Source organism: Streptomyces apocyni (assembly GCF_009739465.1).
GTDB lineage: Bacteria > Actinomycetota > Actinomycetes > Streptomycetales > Streptomycetaceae > Streptomyces > Streptomyces apocyni.
In genome coordinates, this window is sequence record NZ_WHOM01000067.1 from 70,730 (window position 1) to 87,529 (window position 16,800).

The window sequence follows — 16,800 nt, forward strand, 5'->3', positions numbered from 1 at the left end:
CTGAACCGTGAATACAGAGAACATGATCGCGCTGCTGATCGCGGCGCCTTTGCTCGGAGCGGTCGTACTGCTGTGCGGCGGCCGCCGATTGGACCGTACCGGTCACTGGATCGGGACGCTGCTCGCGGCCGCCTCGTTCGTCGTCGGGGTGGTGCTCTTCACCGACATGCTGGGCCGGGACGCCGAGGACCGGACCCTGAGCCAGCATCTGTTCAGCTGGATCCCGGTCGAGGGATTCCAGGCGGACGTGGCCTTCCAGCTGGACCAGCTGTCGATGACGTTCGTCCTGCTGATCACCGGCGTGGGCACGCTGATCCACCTCTACTCGGTCGGGTACATGGAGCACGACGAGCGGCGCCGCCGCTTCTTCGGCTTCCTGAACCTGTTCCTGGCGGCGATGCTGCTGCTGGTGCTCGCCGACAACTACCTGCTGCTGTACGTCGGCTGGGAGGGCGTCGGCCTCGCCTCGTACCTGCTGATCGGCTTCTGGCAGCACAAGCCCAGTGCCGCCACCGCCGCGAAGAAGGCCTTCCTGGTCAACCGCGTCGGCGACATGGGCCTGTCGATCGCGATCCTGCTGATGTTCACCACGTTCGGGACCTTCGCCTTCGGGCCGGTCCTGAGCGCGAGCGCAGCCGGTGACACCAGTGAGGGCAAGCTGACCGCCATCGGGCTGATGCTGCTGCTCGCCGCCTGCGGTAAGTCCGCGCAGGTGCCGCTGCAGTCCTGGCTCGGGGACGCGATGGAGGGCCCGACTCCGGTCTCGGCCCTGATCCACGCGGCGACCATGGTGACCGCGGGCGTGTATCTGATCACCCGCTCCGGCGCGATCTTCAACGCCGCGCCCGACGCGCAGTTGGCGGTCGTGGTGGTCGGCGCGGTGACGCTGCTCTTCGGTGCGATCGTCGGTTGCGCGAAGGACGACATCAAGAAGGCCCTGGCCGGTTCGACGATGTCGCAGATCGGCTACATGATCCTGGCGACGGGCCTCGGCCCGATCGGCTACGTCTTCGCGATCATGCACCTGGTGACCCACGGCTTCTTCAAGGCCGGGCTGTTCCTCGGCGCGGGCTCGGTCATGCACGGCATGAACGACGAGGTCGACATGCGGAAGTACGGCGGCCTCAGGAAGTACATGCCGGTCACGTTCGCGACGTTCGGCCTGGGCTATCTGGCGATCATCGGCTTCCCGGGACTCTCCGGCTTCTGGTCCAAGGACAAGATCATCGAGGCGGCCTTCGCCCAGGGCGGTACGGAGGGCTGGATTCTCGGCGCCGTCACCCTGCTGGGCGCGGCCCTCACCGCGTACTACATGACGCGGGTGATGCTGATGACGTTCTTCGGCGAGAAGCGCTGGCAGCCTGACGCGGAAGGCAACGCACCGCATCCGCACGAGTCGCCCAAGTCCATGACGATTCCGATGATCGTGCTCGCCTTCGGGTCGGTGTTCGCCGGTGGTCTGTTCAGCCTCAACGAATCCTTCGCGGGCTGGCTGGAGCCGGTCACGGCGTTCGAGCACGGGCATCCGCCGATCAGCGCCGGGGTGATCATGACGGCCACGATCACGGTGATGGTGCTCGGCATCGGTCTCGCCTATGTGCAGTACGGACGGCGTCCGGTCCCGGTCACCGCCCCGCGCGGCTCGCTGCTCACCCGGGCGGCCCGGCGCGATCTGCTCCAGGACGACCTCAACCATGTGGTGCTGGTCCGCGGTGGCGAACACCTCACCCGCTCCCTGGTGTACGTCGACCACACCCTGGTCGACGGAGTCGTCAATGGCACGGCCGCGTCGGTCGGCGGGCTCTCCGGCCGACTGCGCAAGCTGCAGAACGGCTTCGCCCGGTCCTACGCGGTCTCGATGTTCGGCGGTGCGGCGGTCCTCATCGCCGCGACCCTGCTGATGAGGGCGGTCTGATCCCATGTCCTTTCCTCTGCTGACAGCGACGGCGGCGCTCCCGGCGATCGGCGCGATCGCCACCGCCGCCGTCCCGGCCGCCCGGCGCACCGCCGCCAAGTGGCTCGCGCTGCTCGTGTCGCTCGGCACGCTGGGCCTCGCGGCCGCCGTGCTCGTCCGCTTCGAGCCCGGTGGCGACCGCTACCAACTCACCGAGTCGCATGCCTGGATCGCGGACTTCGGGGTGCGTTACGAACTGGGCGCGGACGGCATCGGGGTCGCGCTGATCGGGCTCACCGCGCTGCTGATCCCGTTCATCATCCTCGCGGGCTGGCACGACGCCGACCCCTTGGAGACGAAGTCGTCCCGGTGGCGGCCCACTCAGGGCTTCTTCGCGCTGATCCTGATGGTCGAAGTGATGGTGATCCTCTCCTTCGCGGCCACCGACGTCTTCCTCTTCTACATCGTGTTCGAAGCCATGCTCATCCCGATGTACTTCCTCATCGGCGGCTTCGGGGACCGGGCGCACGCGGGCAGCGACGAGAACGCCGCTACGCAACGCTCGTACGCCGCGGTGAAGTTCCTGCTCTACAACCTGGTCGGCGGGCTGATCATGCTGGCCGCGGTGATCGGGCTCTACGTGGTCGCGGGCGGCTTCTCGCTGCCCGAGATCGCCGAGGCGCGGGCGAGCGGCGAACTGACCATGGCGACCAACACCGAGCGGCTGCTGTTCCTCGGCTTCTTCTTCGCCTTCGCGGTGAAGGCGCCGCTCTGGCCGCTGCACACCTGGCTGCCGAACGCGATGGGCGAGTCGACCGCCCCGGTCGCCGTGCTGATCACGGCGGTGGTCGACAAGGTCGGCACCTTCGCGATGCTCCGCTTCTGCCTCGGTCTCTTCCCCGAGGCGTCGGCGTGGGCGACGCCGGTGGTTCTGACGCTCGCCCTGGTCAGCATCGTCTACGGTGCGCTGCTCGCCGTCGGCCAGCGGGACATCAAGCGCCTGATCGCGTACGCCTCGATCTCGCACTTCGGCTTCATCATCCTGGGCATCTTCGCGATGACTAGCCAGGGCCAGTCGGGCGCGACGCTCTACATGGTCAACCACGGGCTCTCGACCGCGGCCCTGATGCTGGTGGCCGGGTTCCTGATCTCGCGGCGCGGCTCGCGGCTCATCGCCGACTACGGCGGGGTGCAGAAGGTCGCGCCGGTGCTCGCGGGCACCTTCCTGGTGGGTGGTCTGGCGACGCTCTCGCTGCCGGGTCTCGCGCCGTTCGTCAGCGAGTTCCTGGTCCTGGTCGGCACCTTCGCGCGCTATCCGGTGGCGGGCATCATCGCCACCTTCGGAATCGTGCTCGCCGCGCTCTACACCCTCGTCCTGTACCAGCGGACGATGACGGGCCCGGTGAAGCAGGAGGTCTCGAAGATGCCGGACCTCAGGGTGCGTGAGCTCGCCGTGGTGGCCCCGCTCATCGCCGCCCTGATCTTCCTGGGCGTCTACCCGAAGCCGGTCACCGACATCGTGAACCCGGCCGTGGAGCACACCATGTCCGACGTACAGAAGACAGACCCCGAGCCCGAGGTGGAGGCGGCCAAGTGAGCGCATCAGCCGTCCACAGCCTGTGGACAACGGCGGCCGAGCCGGTCAGCAGGATCGACGCGCCGCATATCGAGTATGGCCAGCTCTCACCCATCCTCATCGTCGTCGGCGCGGGCGTACTCGGCATCCTCGTCGAGGCGTTCGTGGCACGCCGGGCGCGCTACCACGTTCAGCTGTTCCTGAGTGTGGTGGCGCTGGCCGCCGCGTTCGCCGCGGTCGTCGGGCTGGCGGTCACCGGGCACGGCAGCACCAAGGCCGGCATCGTGGCGATGGGCGCGATCGCGGTGGACGGGCCCGCGCTGTTCCTGCAGGGCACCATCCTGCTGGCGGGCCTGGTCTCCCTCTTCACCTTCGCCGAGCGCAGGCTTGATCCGGTGGCCCACGGCAAGCAGGTCGACTCGTTCGTCGCACAGGCCGGGGCGCCGCCCGGCAGCAAGAGCGAACAGGCGGCGGTCAAGGCGGGGTTCACCACCACCGAGGTCTTCCCGCTGGCGCTCTTCGCGGTCGCTGGCATGCTCGTCTTCCCCGCGGCCAACGATCTGCTGACCCTGTTCATCGCGCTGGAGGTCTTCTCGCTGCCGCTCTATCTGCTCTGCGCGCTCGCCCGGCGCAAGCGGCTGGTGTCGCAGGAGGCCGCGGTGAAGTACTTCCTGCTCGGCGCCTTCTCCTCGGCGTTCCTGCTCTTCGGCATCGCGCTGCTGTACGGATACGCGGGCACGCTGTCGTACGCCGGGATCGCCGAGGTCGTCGACGGCACGGTGACGTCCATCGACCCGGCACTCGCGGACACCATGGGCAACGACGCGCTGCTGCTCATCGGCGCCGCGATGGTCCTGATGGGGCTGCTCTTCAAGGTGGGCGCGGTGCCGTTCCACATGTGGACCCCGGACGTGTACCAGGGCGCGCCGACGCCGGTCACCGGCTTCATGGCGGCGGCCACCAAGGTCGCGGCCTTCGGTGCGCTGCTGCGGCTGCTGTACGTGGTGCTGCCGGGCCTGAGCTGGGACTGGCGGCCGGTGCTGTGGGGCGTCGCGATCATCACCATGCTGCTCGGTGCGATCGTCGCCATCACCCAGACCGACATCAAGCGGCTTCTGGCGTACTCCTCCATCGCGCACGGCGGGTTCATCCTGGCCGGTGTGATCGCCATGAACGAGGCCGGGATCTCCTCGGTGCTCTTCTATCTGCTGGCGTACTCGTTCGTCACGATCGGCGCCTTCTCGGTGGTGACGCTGGTACGGGACGCGGGTGGCGAGGCGACGCACCTGTCCAAGTGGGCCGGGCTCGGGCGGCGTTCGCCGCTGGTGGCCGCGGTCTTCGCGGTGTTCCTGCTGGCCTTCGCCGGTATCCCACTGACCTCCGGGTTCGCCGGGAAGTTCGCGGTGTTCAAGGCGGCGGCCGAAGGCGGAGCCGGGGCGCTGGTCGTGGTCGGTGTGATCTCGTCCGCGATCGCCGCGTTCTTCTACATCCGGGTGATCGTGCTGATGTTCTTCAGCGAGCCACGTCCTGAGGGCCCGACCGTCGCGGTGCCCTCGCCGCTGACGATGACCACGATCGGGGTCGGTGTCGCGGTCACGCTGGTGCTCGGTGTCGCGCCGCAGTACTTCCTCGACCTGGCGAACCAGGCGAGCGTGTTCGTGCGCTAGCCGCGTTCCGGCTCACCTTGCACTCCGCTGCCCGGTACCCCGCTCGTGAGGGGTGCCGGGCAGCGGCCTGCCTAGCTGCCTGTGGATAACTTTGCCCGGGTGTCGGTCCTGGCCCCTATCGTTGCGGTAGTGGTCGAGGGACGGCATACGGGGGACAGGGCGATGAATGGGACCGTGGTGATGAGTGAGGTGACGCCGGATGGCGTGACGCAGAGCGACGCGCTGCGTACGCTGCACCGAGTCTTCGGCTATGACAGCTTCCGAGGTGAGCAGGAAGCGGTCATCGAGCATCTGGTCGCGGGTGGGGACGCAGTCGTCCTGATGCCGACCGGCGGTGGCAAGTCGCTCTGCTACCAGATCCCGGCGCTGGTCAGGCCCGGCACCGGCATTGTGGTCTCGCCCCTGATCGCGCTGATGCAGGACCAGGTCGACGCCCTGCGGGCGCTCGGCGTGCGGGCCGGATTCATCAACTCCACGCAGGACTTCGACGAGCGGCGTGTGGTGGAGGCCGAGTTCCTCGCGGGTGAGCTCGACCTGTTGTATCTGGCGCCGGAGCGGCTGCGCCTTGAGTCGACCCTGGACTTGATCTCCCGGGCCAAGATCTCGGTCTTCGCGATCGACGAAGCGCACTGTGTGGCGCAGTGGGGCCACGACTTCCGGCCCGACTACCTGGCTCTCTCCCTGCTCGGCCAGCGCTGGCCAGAGGTTCCCCGGATCGCTCTCACGGCGACGGCGACCCGGGCCACGCACCGGGAGATCACCGAGCGGCTCGGCATGCCGGACGCCCGGCACTTCGAGGCCAGCTTCGACCGGCCCAACATCCAGTACCGCATCGAGCCGAAGGACGAGCCGAAGAAGCAGCTGCTGAAGTTCCTCCGCGACGAGCACCCGGGGGACGCGGGCATCGTCTACTGCCTCTCGCGTAACTCGGTCGACAAGACCGCCGAGTTCCTCTCCCGCAACGGCATCGAGGCCGTGCCGTACCACGCGGGTCTTGACGGCGGGACGCGTGCGGCCCACCAGTCCCGGTTCCTGCGCGAGGAGGGCCTGGTGGTGGTCGCCACCATCGCCTTCGGTATGGGCATCGACAAGCCGGACGTCCGCTTTGTCGCCCACCTGGACCTGCCGAAGTCCGTGGAGGGCTACTACCAGGAGACGGGGCGGGCGGGTCGGGACGGTCTGCCGTCGACGGCCTGGATGGCGTACGGCCTGCAGGATGTCGTGCAGCAGCGCAAGATGCTGCAGGGCGGCGAGGGGGACGAGGCCTTTCGCCGCCGGGCCGGGGCCCATCTGGACGCCATGCTGGCCCTGTGCGAGACGGCCCAGTGCCGTAGGGCCCAGCTGCTCGCCTACTTCGGCCAGGCGCCGGGCGCCGAGGCGTGCGGCAACTGCGACACCTGCCTCACCCCGCCCGAGACCTGGGACGGCACGGTGGCCGCGCAGAAGCTGCTGTCCACGGTGTGGCGGCTGGACCGGGAGCGGCGGCAGAAGTTCGGCGCGGGGCAGATCGTGGACATCCTGCTGGGACGGAAGACCGCGAAGGTCATTCAGTTCGACCACGACCAGCTCTCGGTCTTCGGCATCGGTGAAGAACTCTCCGAGGCGGAATGGCGCGGTGTGGTCCGGCAGTTGCTGGCGCAGGGCCTGCTGTCCGTCGAAGGGGAGTACGGCACGCTGGTACTGACCGAGCAGAGCGGCGCGGTGCTCGGCCGGGAGCGCGAGGTGCGGCTGCGCAAGGAGCGGAAGAAGCCCGCGGCGGCGCGTGCCACGAAGGCCGAGCGCAAGGCCAAGGCCGTCGTCGACCTGCCCGATGAGGCGGTGCCGCTCTTCGAGGCGCTGCGGGCCTGGCGCGCGGGGCAGGCCAAGGAGCAGGGCGTTCCGGCCTACGTGATCTTCCACGACGCGACCCTGCGGGAGATCGCCATTGCCCGGCCCGCTTCGGTGACGGAGCTGGCGGTCATCGGAGGGGTGGGCGAGAGGAAGCTGGCGACGTACGGAGAGGGGGTCCTCGCGACGGTCGCGGATCAGGGCGATTCCGGCGACTCCGGCGGAGCGGGCGGCCATGACGGGGACGGGGAGGAGCACGCGGTGTGAGGCGGGTCGTGAGGAATCCCCCGGTCAGCCACTTGTGCCAGTGGCTGGTACAAGATGACTGGCCGGGGGCTTGTATCAGACGGCTGGGTACCAGCGGGTGAGGGTCATGCGGACGGGGTGATCCGGCCCGTGACCTCGCCGAGGCCCACCCTCGTCCCGTCCGGGCCTGGGGCCCAGGCCGTCATGGTGACCACGTCGCCGTCCTCCAGGAAGGTGCGCTTGCCGTCGGGAAGGTCGATCACCTCACGGCCGTTCCAGGTCAGCTCCAGCAGGGAGCCGCGCTGGTCGCGCTCGGCTCCGCTGACGGTGCCCGAGCCGTAGAGGTCGCCGGTGCGCAGCGAGGCGCCGTTGACCGTCATATGGGCGAGTTGCTGGGCGGCCGTCCAGTACATGGTGGCGAACGGCGGCTCGGCGATCGTATGGCCGTTGATCGCGACGGTGATACGGAGGTCGTAGCCGCCGGGTTCGTTGGCGGACTCCGCGGTGTCGTCGAGGTAGGGGAGTAGCGGCACATCGCGGGTGGGCGGTGCGGTCCTGGCCGAGTCCAGGGCCTCCAAGGGGGTGATCCACGCGGAGACGGAGGTGGCGAAGGACTTGCCGAGGAACGGGCCCAGCGGGACGTATTCCCAGGCCTGGATGTCCCGGGCCGACCAGTCGTTGAGGAGGGTGAGGCCGAAGACGTGGTCACGGAAGCCGGACAGCTCCACCGAGGAGCCGAGTGCGGACGGTACGCCCACCACGAAGCCGACCTCGGCCTCGATGTCCAGCTTGATCGACGGGCCGAAGACCGGAGCGGGGTCCGACGGGGCCTTGCGCTGGCCCGATGGGCGCACCACATCCGTCCCGGAGACCACGACGGTGCCGGACCGGCCGTGGTAACCGATGGGCAGGTGCTTCCAGTTGGGGGTGAGTGAGTCCTCCGCGTCTGGGCGGAAGATCTGGCCGACGTTCCGCGCGTGGTTCTCGCTCGCGTAGAAGTCGACATAGTCCGCGACCTCGAACGGGAGGTGCAGGGTGACCTCCGACAGGTGGTGGAACAGCGGCTGCACCACGTCCCGGTGGGACGGGACGGTCACCCAGGCGGTGAGCGCCCGCCGGACGTCGCTCCAGGTCTGCCGTCCGGAGGCGAGCAGCGGGTTCAGCGTGGACTGCGCGAGCAGGGACGCGTACGGCGACCCCAGGGCATGCGCGGCCGCGCCGGCGTCCAGGACATACGACCCGAGGCGTACGCCGACCCGGCGGCGGGTCTCGGCGACCTCCCCGGGCAGGGAGAACACGCCGTACGGCAGGTTGTGCGGACCGAAGGGGTCGCCCTCGGGAAGATCGAGCGGGGTCTGCTCGGGCATCGGTACGCTGCCTCGCTTTCCGTCTTGTGGTTGCCCACACGTTACGTCGCGGTGCGGCGGGACGGCAGGGGCATTCGCGCCGGTGGGGGCAGGCGCACGGACGGGATTCCGGGCGGCATGGCAGATGCCGGGAGCGTCGCCAGACTGTCAACGTCCTCTTTCACGAGGTTTGTTGGGGTCTCCGTATCCTGGTGGGCATGGCCGCCACCCCCTCCGCGTACTCGCTGATCGCCACCGACCTGGACGGGACCCTGCTGCGACATGGCGACGTCGTGTCGGCGCGCTCTCGGGCCGCGCTCGCCAGGGTGGCCGCGGCAGGCGCGCAGCACATCGTGGTCACCGGGCGCCCGGTGCCGCAGGTCCGGCATCTGCTGGTGGAGCTGGACTACCGCGGCCTCGCCGTCTGTGGCCAGGGAGCGCAGGTGTACGACGCGGGGGCGGACGCCGTCGTCAGCTCCAGGACCCTGGACCTGGAGCTGGCGGACACCGCGCTCGGCAAGATCGAAGCCGAGGTCGGCGAGGTCTTCGCCGCAGTCAACCAGGACGGCGCCGACGGCCTGATGCTCATGGAGCCGGGCTATGAGCTGCCGCACCCCATGCTCCCCGCGGTCCGCGCGGGCAGCCGGGCGGAACTGTGGTCCGAGCCGATCAACAAGGTGCTGCTCCGCCATGCGTCACTGACCGACGACGCGCTGGCCACCGCCGCCCGCAGCGCGGTCCACGGCCTGGTCACCGTCACGATGGCGGGCCCCGGAACCGTGGAGCTACAGCCGCTCGGCGTCGACAAGGCGGCCGGTCTCGCGCTCGCGGCCCGGATTCTGGGCGAGTGCGCCGCGACCACGATCGCGTTCGGTGACATGCCCAACGACATCCCGATGTTCCGATGGGCGGCGTACGGCGTGGCCATGGCCAACGCCCACGACGAGCTCAAGGCGGTCGCGGACGAGGTGACGTGCTCGAACGAGGCGGAAGGCGTTGCCGTGGTCCTGGAGCGACTGTTCCCCTGACGTCAATGGATTAGCACCTTATGCCCGGTTTGGTGGAGATCGTCGTATGCTGCCTCGCCCGGCCGGGCAGGTGCTAGCTGTGATCGAAAGTCGACCGGATACGCTGACTTGAGTGAGGGCAGCGACACATCGACAAACTGTGCACCGAACGGGTGACCAGAGTTGTGTGCGTCAGTAGACACGCGTGACCGCCAGCAGACAGGAGACCCCCTCGTGACCGTCGTCGGGCCGTTCGGGCTGAGCGTGCGGGACCAGTCTCTCGAGGCCGATGTCCAGGCCGGATTGGCGGCAGTCGAGGAAGGTCTGCTCGAGGCCACCAAGAGCGAGGTCCCCTTCATCACCGAGGCCGCCCAGCACCTCGTCAGGGCGGGCGGGAAACGGCTCAGGCCGCTGCTCGTGATGCTCGCGGCGCAGTTCGGCGACCCGCACGCGCCGGGTGTGGTGCCCTCCGCCGTCGTCGTCGAACTCACTCACCTCGCGACGCTCTACCACGACGACGTGATGGACGAGGCCGACGTACGCCGCGGCGTCGAGAGCGCCAACAGCCGCTGGGACAACTCGGTGGCGGTGCTGACCGGCGACTTCCTGTTCGCGCGCGCCTCGCACATCCTGGCCGACCTGGGCCCGGAGGCCGTACGCATCCAGGCTGAGGCCTTTGAGCGACTGGTCACCGGACAGATCCTGGAGACCGCGGGACCGCGCGATGGCCGCGACCCGATCGAGCACTACCTCGACGTACTCGGCGGCAAGACCGGTTCGCTGATCGCCGTCGCCGGACGCTTCGGCGCGATGATGTCGGGCGCCGACGAGACGGTCGTGGACGTGCTCACCCAGTACGGCGAGCGGCTCGGCGTCGCCTTCCAGCTCGCCGATGACGTACTGGACATCGCCAGCGACACCCACGAGTCGGGCAAGACACCCGGCACGGACCTCCGCGAGGGCATCCCGACCCTGCCGGTGCTCTACGTCCAGGCCCAGGCCGCCGCCGAGGGCAAGCCCGAGGACCTGGCCCTGCGCGACCTGCTCGCCGACGACCTGACGGACGACACCCGGCACGCCAAGGCGCTGGCGGGCCTGCGGGTCCACCCGGCGCTGGAGCAGGCCAGGCGGGACAGCGTGCGGTACGCCGAGGAGGCGCGGGCCTTGCTGGCGCCGCTGCCCGAGTGCGGTGCCAAAGCGGCGCTGGTGCAGCTCTGTGACGCCGTGGTGCACCGCGCGGGCTGAGAGCCCGCCTCCATGCGACTTCCGGTGGCGCTTCCCCTACGGGTCGGGGGAGGCGCCACCGTCGTATCTCATCCCAGGGCAGTACGTGGAGTTGATCCTGGGGGCTGACGCTTTCGGCCACCCGATTTGGTCGGATAGAGACACCAGAACGACAACCACTCCTGACCCACTCGGGTGAGAATGGCGGCAGGCCGCCGTCGCCGACCACGGAGGTAGTGCACACATGGCACCCAACGGACCGGACCAGCGACCCATGGACGACGAGGCGACCGACGAGCTCAGGTCGGGCCGCCGCAAGGCCGCGCGGTACATCGTCCCGGTCGCGGTGGCCTCGGTCGCCGCGGCGACCATCGGGCTGGTCCCGGCGCTCGCCAGCAGCGGCGACCCGGATCTGCCGAAGATCACCGCACAGGAACTCATCGAGAAGATCGCGGCGTCGGATACGGAGCAGCTCTCCGGCAGCGTCAAGATCAGTACGGATCTGGGCATCCCGGGGCTCGGCGGCGCCGCCTCGTCCCTCCTGGGCGATGCCGCCCGCGGCGACGGGGAGGGCACCGCCTCGTCGGCCGCCCCCGAGGACAAGCTCATGGAGCTGACGTCCGGCACCCACACCCTGCGCGTCGCGGCGGACGGCCCCGACAAGCAGAAGCTGTCCATCCTGGACGACGCGGCGGAGTACAGCGTCATTCGCAACGGCGACGAGGTATGGGCCTACGACAGCGCCTCCAACGAGGCCTACCACGCCACGGCCGACGACGCGAAGCAGGGCAAGGGCAGGGACAAGGGCGCCGACCACGTCGTGCCGGACTCCGCCCCCGCCACCCCCAAGGAGTTCGCCGAGCAGGCGCTGAAGGCGGTCGACGACACGACCTCCGTCTCAGTCGACGGCACCGCGAAGGTCGCGGGCCGCGACGCCTACCAGCTGCTCATCAAGCCCAAGACGACCAACGGCGTCACCTCGACCGTCGGCTCGATCCGGATTGCCGTGGACGCGGAGAACGGCGTGCCGCTGAAGTTCACGCTCACCCCGCGCAGCGGTGGCAAGGCTGCCATCGACGCGGGTTTCACCAAGGTCGACTTCTCGGCACCGAAGGCGTCCACCTTCGACTTCAAGCCCGGCAAGGGCACGAAGGTCACCGAGGCGGAGGACCTTGAGGGCGACGCCCCGAAGGACGAGGAGTTCGAGGGCCTGGAGGACCTGGGCGGGCTGAACGTCATCGGTGAGGGCTGGAGCTCCATCGCCACCTTCGAGATGCCGGGAGGCCAGGGCCTCACGATCCCGAAGGACAGCGATGTCCCGCCGGAGGCCGAGAAGTTCCTCGACGCTCTCGGGGACAAGGCGACCGGTAAGTTCGGCTCTGGCAGGGTCTTCTCCACCCGCCTGGTCAACGCCCTCGTCACCGACGATGGGAAGGTCTATGTCGGCGCGGTGGACAAGAGCTCGCTGGTGAATGCGGCCAACGCGGCGAAGTAGCCGCGACACGGTCAGGAAGCGGCGGACGCAGCGCACGCGGCGGACACGGGAGTACGGCACTCTCCGGGTCCGCCGCGGTGTTGCGCGCTACGACGCGATACGACAGGGGAACGATGATCTCGGGTGTGATCGAGACCCGCGCACTGACCAAGCGCTACGGCGCTCAGACCGCCGTGGACCGGCTGGACCTGACCGTCCCGCCCGGCAGCGTCTTCGGGTTCCTCGGTCCGAACGGCTCCGGCAAGACCACGACCATCAGAATGCTGATGGGCCTGATCGAGCCGACCTCCGGCTCGGCGCACCTGCTGGGCCACCGTATGCCCCGCGCGACCCCCACCGTCCTCCCACACGTCGGCGCGCTCATCGAGGGCCCCGCGCTGTACGGCTTCCTCTCCGGCCGGGACAACCTCCTGCGCTACGACGCCGCCGACCCGACCGCCGATCCGCGCACCCGGCGCACCCGCGTCGCGGCCGCCCTGGACCGGGTAGGCCTGTCCTCCGCCGCCGCCAAGAAGGCCAAGGCGTACTCACTCGGTATGAAGCAGCGGCTCGGCCTCGCCGCGGCGCTGCTCCAGCCGCGCCGCCTGCTCGTCCTGGACGAGCCGACCAACGGCCTGGACCCACAAGGCATGCGCGAGATCCGCACGCTGGTACGGGAACTGGCGGACGACGGCACGACCGTCTTCCTCTCCTCGCACCTGCTGGATGAGATCGAGCAGGTCTGCACGCATGCCGCGGTGATGGCCCGAGGCCGTCTGATCACCCAGGGCACGGTCGCGGAACTCGCCGCGTCCACCCGCGGACGGCTGACCGTGACCACCCCCGACCCGGCCGACGCGGCCCGGGTGCTCAAGGACCACGGGGTGAGCGACCTGACCGTCACCGCCGACCGCGTCACCGGCGACCCACCCCCAACGGACCTGACCGACCTGGCGGAGCTGAACGCGGCGCTGGTGCGGGCGGAGGTCCGGGTACGCGGCTTCGGCCTGGAACGCGCCTCGCTGGAAGACGTGTTCGTGGAACTGACGGGGGAGGGCTTCGATGTCGCAGGCTGAACAAACACCGACCACCGACCCCACGCCCACACACCCCACGCCCACACACCCCACGACCGCCACCCACCGCCGCCTCTGGACCCTCGGCCTCTTCCGCTCCGAGCTCCGCGTCACCCTCCGCCGCTGGCGGACTCTCGCGCTGCTGGGCGTCCTCGCGGTGCTCCCCGTACTCATCGGGATCGCCGTGAAGATCGAGACGAGCGACGGCGGCTCGGCCGGGCCGGGCGAGGGCGGCGGGTCCGGTGAAGGCCCGGCCTTCTTCGGCCAGATCACCAACAACGGCCTCTTCCTCGTCTTCGCCGCGCTCGCCGCCACCCTCCCCTTCTTCCTTCCGATGGCTGTCGGCGTCATCGCGGGCGACGGCATCGCGGGCGAGGCCAGCGCCGGTACGCTGCGCTATCTGCTGGTCGCGCCCGCTGGCCGTACCCGACTGCTGCTCGCCAAGTACGCCTCCACGCTGGTCTTCTGCGTGATCGCGACCGTCACCGTGGCGGCATCCGCGCTCGCCACCGGGGCGCTGCTCTTCCCCCTAGGGGACCTCACCACGATCTCCGGCACCCAGATCAGCTTCTCCGAAGCCCTGCTACGCGCCCTGCTGATCGCGCTAGCCGTCGCCGCCTCGCTCGTCGGACTCGCGGCACTCGGCGTCTTTGTCTCCACGTTGACGAACAGCGGCATCGCGGCGATGGCGACGACTGTGGGCCTCCTGATCACCGTGCAGATCATCGGCTCGATCCCGCAGCTCGACGCCGTCCACCCCTATCTCTTCTCCCAGCACTGGCTGTCCTTCGCCGATCTGCTGCGGGACCCGGTCCACTACGACGACCTGATCGCCAACCTGCGGCTCCAGGGTCTGTACGCGGCGGTGTTCGGGGCCGCCGCCTGGGCGCGCTTCACGACGAAGGACATCAGCGCCTAGGAGCAGCCGATTCAGAAGGTGAGCCGCCAGCTGTCGATGCGCCCGGTGTCGTACCGGGCCACGTCCTGGACACGAAGCCGCCAGGTGCCGTTGGCCGTCTCGCTCGACGCGTCGACGGTGTACGTCGTGATGACGTTGTCCGCCGAGTCGCCGCCGCTCGCGTTCTTCAGGCGGTACGCGGTGCCGTCCGGCGCGAGCAGATCGATGACCAGGTCACCGCGCCAGGTGTGCTTGATGTCCACACCGACCCGGAGCGCGGCGGGCGCGTTGCCCGTACGTCCGGAGACCGTGATCGGGGAGGTCACCGCGGACCCGTAGTCCGGGATGGCGACGTCGTCGGTGTTCTCGTACACGTCGCCCGGCGGGGGAGGCTCCTCGGTGCCGAGCGCCCAGACCGTGTGCGCGAGCGCGTCGCTGTTGCGGTCGAGTGCGGGGTCGTTGATGTTCGACGTGGTGTCACACGACGAGTGGTAGCAGCGGTCGAAGGCCTGCCCGGCCGTGCCGCCCCACTTCTGGGCCTGCGCGCTCGTCTTCGTACGGCTGGCCCCGGTGAAGAGCCCGCCGACCGGTATCCCGACGCTCTTGAAGGGCGCGTGGTCCGAGCGGCCGTCGCCCTCGGTCTCGATCTCGGTCGGTACGCCGATCCCGGTGAAGTAGTCCTGGAAGGTCTTCTCCAGCACCGGGTCGTCGTCGTAGACGAAGTACCCGGCGTTGGGCGAGGCGACCATGTCGAGGTTCAGATAGCCGGAGATCCTGGCGCGCTCACCGCTCGACAGGTTGTTGACGTAGTACCGGGACCCGACCAGCCCCAGCTCCTCCGCGCCCCACCAGGCGAACTTCAGCTTCTTGGTGGGCTCCAGCTGGGCGCGGGACACGGCGAGCGCGGTCTCCAGTACGGCGGCCGAGCCCGAGCCGTTGTCGTTGATCCCGGCCCCGGACGACACCGAGTCGAGGTGTGACCCGGCCATGAGGACGTCGTCCGGGTCGCCGCCCGGCCACTCGGCGATGAGGTTGTAGCCGGTCGAGCCGCTGGCCGTGAACGACTGCACGGTGGTGGTGTACCCGGCCGCGTCCAGCTTGCCCTTCACGTAGTTGAGGGAGGCCTGGTAACCGGCCCGGCCGTGGGCCCGGTTGCCGCCGTTGGCGGAGGCGATCGACTGGAACTGCGACAGGTGGGCCTTGACGTTGGAGAGGGGTATGTCGGGCGCGGCTGCGGCTGCGGCTGCGGCTGGGACTGCGGCCGGGGCCGGGGCCGGGGCTGGTGGGGCTGTTGGGGCCGCGGTCGCCGCGGGCACGGCGGTGGCGAGCAGACCGGCGACGGCGAGCGTGACGCCCGCGGCGGCCCGTCTGGGGTTGGAGAGTCTCATGCGTGGGGGCTCCCATTCCGTACGGGGACAGAGACGGAAGTGCAGGACACCCCGCGGCGTGAGCGCCGCGGGGTGCTGGAGCAAGTTGCCGTGCTGTGGTGTGCGTGCTGAATGTGGTGCGATTTTGACGTTCAGTCAAGAGCGAAAACCGGTCATCAACATCCGCCTACCGGACAGATGGCGTGGCCTCGGCTGTCGGTGCGGGGGCCGCCGCCTCCGCCGCCTGCGCTGCTGCCGCCCGCGCCGCCGTCGCCGCGCGGATCCGGTTGGTGCGGGCCGTACGCAGCGCGTCCCAGGTGAGGAGCGAGAGGGCCAGCCAGACCAGGGCGAAGCCGGCCCAGCGCTCGGGCGGCATGGCCTCGTGGAAGTACAGGATGCCGAGCAGGAACTGGAAGACCGGGGCCAGGTACTGGAGCAGCCCGATCGTGGAGAGCGGGATGCGGATGGCCGCCGCGCCGAAGCAGATCAGCGGGATCGCGGTGACCACGCCGGTCGCGGCGAGCAGGGCGGCGTGCCCCGCGCCCTCGGCGCCGAAGGTGGCGTCGCCCTGGGAGCCGAGCCAGAGGAGGAAGCCGAGGGCGGGCAGGAACTGGATCGCGGTCTCGGCGGCCAGGGACTCCAGCCCCCCGATGTTCACCTTCTTCTTCACGAAGCCGTACGTGGCGAAGGAGAAGGCCAGGACGAGGGAGATCCACGGCGGGCGGCCGTAGCCGACGGTCAGGACGACCACCGCCGCGAAGCCGGTGGCGACCGCGGCCCACTGCGCCGGGCGCAGCCGTTCCTTCAGGATGAGGACGCCGAGCGCGATGGTGACCAGCGGGTTGATGAAGTAGCCGAGCGAGGCCTCGACGACGTGCCCGGAGTTGACCGACCAGATATACAGGCCCCAGTTGACGGTGATGACCGTCGCGGCGAGGGATATCAGGCCCAGCTTGCGCGGCTGCCCGAGCAGTTCACGGACCCAGCCCCAGCGGCGTAGCACCAGCAGCACGAGGCCGACCAGGGCCAGCGACCACACCATGCGGTGGGCGAGGATCTCGATGGCTCCGGAGGGTTTCAGGAGGGGCCAGAAGAGGGGGACCAGGCCCCACATTCCGTAGGCGCCGATGCCGTAGAGCAAACCGGCTCGCTGCTGCTCGGTGGCAGACGTCAACGGACCCTCCCCGCGTCGTTCCTT

General features: G+C 69.5%; 12 protein-coding genes. 9 read left to right on the forward strand and 3 right to left on the reverse strand.

All coding sequences use genetic code 11. The features are described from left to right. Positions 1–22 precede the first annotated feature (22 nt). The 4 genes from nuoL (at position 23) to recQ (ending at position 7,231) form a co-directional block, all read left to right on the forward strand. Positions 23–1,915: an NADH-quinone oxidoreductase subunit L gene (gene nuoL, locus GCN81_RS22370; protein ID WP_156726519.1), complete on the forward strand. Its 1,893-nt coding sequence runs from the start codon at positions 23–25 to the stop codon at positions 1,913–1,915. Positions 1,916–1,919: 4 nt separating this feature from the next. After that, positions 1,920–3,491, forward strand: coding sequence for an NADH-quinone oxidoreductase subunit M (locus tag GCN81_RS22375; RefSeq protein ID WP_156726452.1), 1,572 nt, complete (start codon positions 1,920–1,922; stop codon positions 3,489–3,491). Beyond that, positions 3,488–5,137 (forward strand): NADH-quinone oxidoreductase subunit NuoN, encoded by a 1,650-nt coding sequence (gene nuoN / locus GCN81_RS22380; protein WP_156726453.1) that lies wholly within the window; start codon positions 3,488–3,490, stop codon positions 5,135–5,137. Before GCN81_RS22375 ends, nuoN begins: the two co-directional genes overlap by 4 nt. Before the next feature lie 162 nt (positions 5,138–5,299). After that, positions 5,300–7,231, forward strand: a complete 1,932-nt coding sequence (gene recQ, locus GCN81_RS22385; protein WP_156726454.1) for a DNA helicase RecQ — start codon at positions 5,300–5,302, stop codon at positions 7,229–7,231. Between the two features lie 104 nt (positions 7,232–7,335). Here recQ and fahA read toward each other — a convergent pair whose 3' ends face one another. Then, positions 7,336–8,577: a fumarylacetoacetase gene (fahA, locus tag GCN81_RS22390; RefSeq protein ID WP_156726455.1), complete on the reverse strand. Its 1,242-nt coding sequence runs from the start codon at positions 8,575–8,577 to the stop codon at positions 7,336–7,338. 197 nt (positions 8,578–8,774) lie between these two features. On the opposite strand from fahA, the gene GCN81_RS22395 reads away from it, so the two are divergent. From GCN81_RS22395 to GCN81_RS22415, 5 genes are all read left to right on the forward strand, one after another. Further along, positions 8,775–9,584 (forward strand): HAD family hydrolase, encoded by an 810-nt coding sequence (locus GCN81_RS22395; protein WP_156726456.1) that lies wholly within the window; start codon positions 8,775–8,777, stop codon positions 9,582–9,584. 213 nt (positions 9,585–9,797) lie between these two features. Then, on the forward strand, positions 9,798–10,808 hold the full coding sequence (locus GCN81_RS22400; protein ID WP_156726457.1) for a polyprenyl synthetase family protein: 1,011 nt from the start codon (positions 9,798–9,800) through the stop codon (positions 10,806–10,808). A gap of 223 nt (positions 10,809–11,031) precedes the next feature. Continuing rightward, a complete protein-coding gene (locus GCN81_RS22405) occupies positions 11,032–12,282 on the forward strand; it encodes a LolA family protein (protein ID WP_407698007.1) in 1,251 nt (416 codons plus the stop codon). 113 nt (positions 12,283–12,395) lie between these two features. Further along, positions 12,396–13,337 (forward strand): ABC transporter ATP-binding protein, encoded by a 942-nt coding sequence (locus GCN81_RS22410; RefSeq protein WP_156726458.1) that lies wholly within the window; start codon positions 12,396–12,398, stop codon positions 13,335–13,337. Beyond that, positions 13,324–14,256: an ABC transporter permease gene (locus GCN81_RS22415; protein WP_156726459.1), complete on the forward strand. Its 933-nt coding sequence runs from the start codon at positions 13,324–13,326 to the stop codon at positions 14,254–14,256. Before GCN81_RS22410 ends, GCN81_RS22415 begins: the two co-directional genes overlap by 14 nt. A gap of 11 nt (positions 14,257–14,267) precedes the next feature. On the opposite strand, the gene GCN81_RS22420 is transcribed toward GCN81_RS22415, so the two are convergent. Continuing rightward, positions 14,268–15,623, reverse strand: a complete 1,356-nt coding sequence (locus GCN81_RS22420; protein ID WP_156726460.1) for a M28 family metallopeptidase — start codon at positions 15,621–15,623, stop codon at positions 14,268–14,270. A 166-nt stretch (positions 15,624–15,789) separates the two neighbouring features. Continuing rightward, the gene (gene rarD, locus GCN81_RS22425; RefSeq protein ID WP_231626920.1) at positions 15,790–16,716 is read right to left on the reverse strand and encodes an EamA family transporter RarD; all 927 of its coding nucleotides are present in this window, start codon (positions 16,714–16,716) and stop codon (positions 15,790–15,792) included. Positions 16,717–16,800 lie beyond the last annotated feature (84 nt).